Source organism: Deinococcus malanensis (assembly GCF_014647655.1).
Classification (GTDB): domain Bacteria; phylum Deinococcota; class Deinococci; order Deinococcales; family Deinococcaceae; genus Deinococcus; species Deinococcus malanensis.
On sequence record NZ_BMPP01000055.1, the window covers coordinates 1 to 3,166 of the forward strand.

At 57.4% G+C, this 3,166-nt stretch carries 3 protein-coding genes; 2 read left to right on the plus strand and 1 reads right to left on the minus strand.

The window, feature by feature from the left end; translation table 11 throughout:
* Nucleotides 1-361: integrase core domain-containing protein (locus tag IEY49_RS21150; RefSeq protein WP_229780967.1), on the plus strand; the 361-nt coding region annotated here is incomplete at its 5' end.
* Between the two features lie 455 nt (nt 362-816).
* Here IEY49_RS21150 and IEY49_RS21155 read toward each other — a convergent pair.
* Nucleotides 817-1,563, minus strand: coding sequence for an SGNH/GDSL hydrolase family protein (locus tag IEY49_RS21155; protein ID WP_189012377.1), 747 nt, complete (start codon nt 1,561-1,563; stop codon nt 817-819).
* A 1,084-nt stretch (nt 1,564-2,647) separates the two neighbouring features.
* Between IEY49_RS21155 and IEY49_RS21160 the strand changes: the two genes are divergently transcribed.
* The coding region (locus IEY49_RS21160) for a GGDEF domain-containing protein (RefSeq protein ID WP_189012378.1) at nt 2,648-3,166 on the plus strand (519 nt) is incomplete at its 3' end.

Below are 3,166 nucleotides of genomic sequence, written 5' to 3' on the forward strand. Positions count from 1 at the left end.
TTTGAACTCGGCTGAATACGTCTTTCGTTGTCCCATGTCGCACCTCGTTGTCGTTATTCTCGGAGTTCTTAACTCCGTCTACGCACAACTGGTGCAACCCCAGAGCGCACTGGAAGCCCAGGGAGCACGGTCGAGTATGGGTAAGAAGGGAGATTGCTTTGATAACGCTGTTGTAGAGAGCTTCTTTTCCACTTTGAAGCGCGAACTGCTTCTGGACCGCGTCTTCCAGACGCGCCAGGAGGGCCGATTACAGGTGTTCGAGTATCTGGAAGTGTTTTACAACCGGCAACGGCAGCATTCGACGCTGGGCTACAAGACCCCAGTAGAATTTGAGCAGGTCATGGAGCATAAGGCGGCGTAACCGAAAGTACGTACAACTGAGGCAGGCCCACCCCGCGCGTCTACCCCCAGCGTCCCGCCGTGACGTTGCACCACGCGCCGCACTGTGGTCAGGCCGTCCTCGCTCAGGTCGCCCTCCCCCACATGTATGGGCGTGACGGTCAGGATCACGCTCACTCCCTTCATCTAAGGCTCGGCCGTCTTGAGCGCGTTCAGACTGATGAAGGCCCCGTCCTCCAGAGGACCGAAATGCAGGCCTGGTTTGAGCAGAGCACGCCGTTCCTCTAACTGACGATGGAAATGTTGGCCTCTTTTGGAGGCAAGCCTCTGGAAGCAAAACACACCGGCTGTGTTGACGGCAGGATCTGAGTTGATAAGGTGACCAGTGGGGTTCCCCCTCCCGCGAGCGCATAGATCAGGGCACTCACAGCGAGGGTAGCGGTAGCAGTGAGAAGCAGTTTCGGCGCTGCACCCTATTCAACGACTGGTGTCCAGGCTTCGGTACCAGGCGTCTGAAATCTTGTCGTAACCTCGCTTGTTAGGGTGAACATCGTCGGCAAGATCAGAGATGGAAAGGACACTAAATACGTCAACAAACTTCACCTTGTAACCACGGCTGGCCCATGAGGACACTACCCCTGGAAGGGCCGAGTTATAAGTCTTGATCTTTTCAGTCAGGGGCGCCCATTTGGAAGGCGGAATAGAAGCCACGTGCAACGTGGTGTTAGGGTAATGGGTCAGTAAGACGTCAATGAGGGCCGAAAGACGCTGAGGGGCATTTGCTAGGTCAAGATTCTGGGCACAGTCGTTGGTCCCTATCATTAACAAGATATTTTTCGGGGCGTAGGCAGTGAGGCCAGGAAAGCTAGGCTTGGCCCAGTCGGGGTCTTGGTAGGTCTGTTCCAGTCGGCTCCGAAGCTGATCAATGGTGTAACCCACATTGCCTTCATGATCTTTGTCACTCAGGTTGGTGGGTCCGTTCCTCAGCGACCCGACGAAGTTGGTCGAAGAATCGCGGGAGATCAAGGCGTTGTAAAGCCGAGTTCTGTATCCGCCGGAAACGTTATACCCGTCGGTGATCGAATCACCGAGGGGCATAAGATTGCCCACCACCCCCATTGTTATGGCTTTTGCCTGCAGGTGCACATCCGGAGTAGACACGGGGCTTCCGCAAGCGGAGAGAGTAAATAGGCCTAACAAGACACCGAGGGAGAGGCGCTTCATATAAGTCTCCTATGTAGATACTAGGTAGTTCCATAGTATCTGCACACCTTGGACTCATTGTGGTTCGTTGCACTGAGTTTCAAGGCTGTATAGATCTCGCTGCTTCTCTTTGCAACAGTCAAAAGTTGGCTTGACACATTAGGCGCCGCATTAGACGCAGCGGTACAGGACGAAGGCAGATCTATGCTGTCTCCAGTGGGGCCACTGCTTAGTTTACATGAGCATGGCCTGAGATGACGAAAGAATTGAATCTAGCGGCGCAGCTGACAAATTCTTCCAATTTTGTATTGTGATTCACGAAAATCCCGTCTGGGACGAAATATGTGTTTGAATCTTTCGCGCAGCTGCAACCGGAATCCACGCTCACGTGTGCCTCGAGTGGGGCGGAAGCCTTGGAACTCCTGAAGTCCGGGAGCTGCCTTCCGGATGTCATCCTGCTGGATATCAACATGGCCGGAACAACCGGCGCATCTGGTCGACGGGAGTTCCGGACTCCGAAGCCAACATCTTCCGGATGGCGTCCCGGTATTCGTGCGCCTGGCCATGGCCAGGAAACTGGAAGGAGAATGGCGCCTCACACTGGCACTCGCTTTCCTGGCCGCCCGGGCGCTGTGCCGGCAAGGCCGCGGAGAGGACATGCCTGACCTCGGCCCGCTGCATGTTCGCTCAGGTCACCTTCAGTGTGTCCACCGCGATGACCTGCTTCCCCGCGCTTCCCTGGACGACCTGACCGATAGCGTCGGTGACGCCCTGCTGCAGCTGTCGTGGGCGGCCTTCAACACGCGGCGTTTGAACAGGATGCTGTTCTCTACCGGTTCAGCCCCGCGACCCAGTGCTGGCCCTTCATGTCGTGAATGCGCATACCAAAGTGCTGACCGCGCAACTTGACGAGGCGCGCCGGCAGCGCCGGACCGCACGGGCCGCGCAGCTGTCCAGGGACCTCGGTGCTGATCGCAGGACAAAAGCGTTAGTGCCGGTCCGTCTAAGGGCAACTCCTGCAATAAGCTCATCGTATGTGGACCAGTTGGTTCTTCACTCTCTCCAGAAATGAAGAACGACACTCCCACGGTCAAGTATGGAAACCATGGAGAAAGCCCGCCACCTCGCAGCCATAGCCATTGAGCATCGCCGGTTGACGGACCGGCTACACCATCAGGCCCAGTACGACCCGCTCACGAAGCTGCCCAACCGGTCGCTCTTCACCAGCCGTCTGAGCGCGAACCTGGCGATGGCCGAAACCGAAGGGCTTCCCCTGGCGATGCTGTTCATCGACCTGGACGACTTCAAGGGAGTGAATGACACCCTGGGTCATCAGGCGGGTGATCAGTTGCTTACCCAGGCTGCCCAGCGGCTGCGCGACTGCGTCCGTGTGGGGGACACGCTGGCCCGGCTGGGTGGGGATGAGTTCACGGTGATCCTTCCATTTGCAGACGAGGCGCGGGCCCTCCAGGTCGCTCAGCGGATTCTCGCGGCATTCTCCGTCCCTCTGACGGTGGCCGGGCGTGAACTGTTTATCGGTGTCTCCATTGGGATCAGCGCCTACCCACACGGTGGCCGGGATCCCGAATCGTTGCAGCGGCATGCGGATATGGCGATGTACCGT

Excerpts from the sequence above, each read along its gene's own strand:
- IEY49_RS21155 (WP_189012377.1), bottom strand. The coding sequence starts at position 1,563 with ATGAAGCGCCTCTCCCTCGGTGTCTTGTTAGGCCTATTTACTCTCTCC.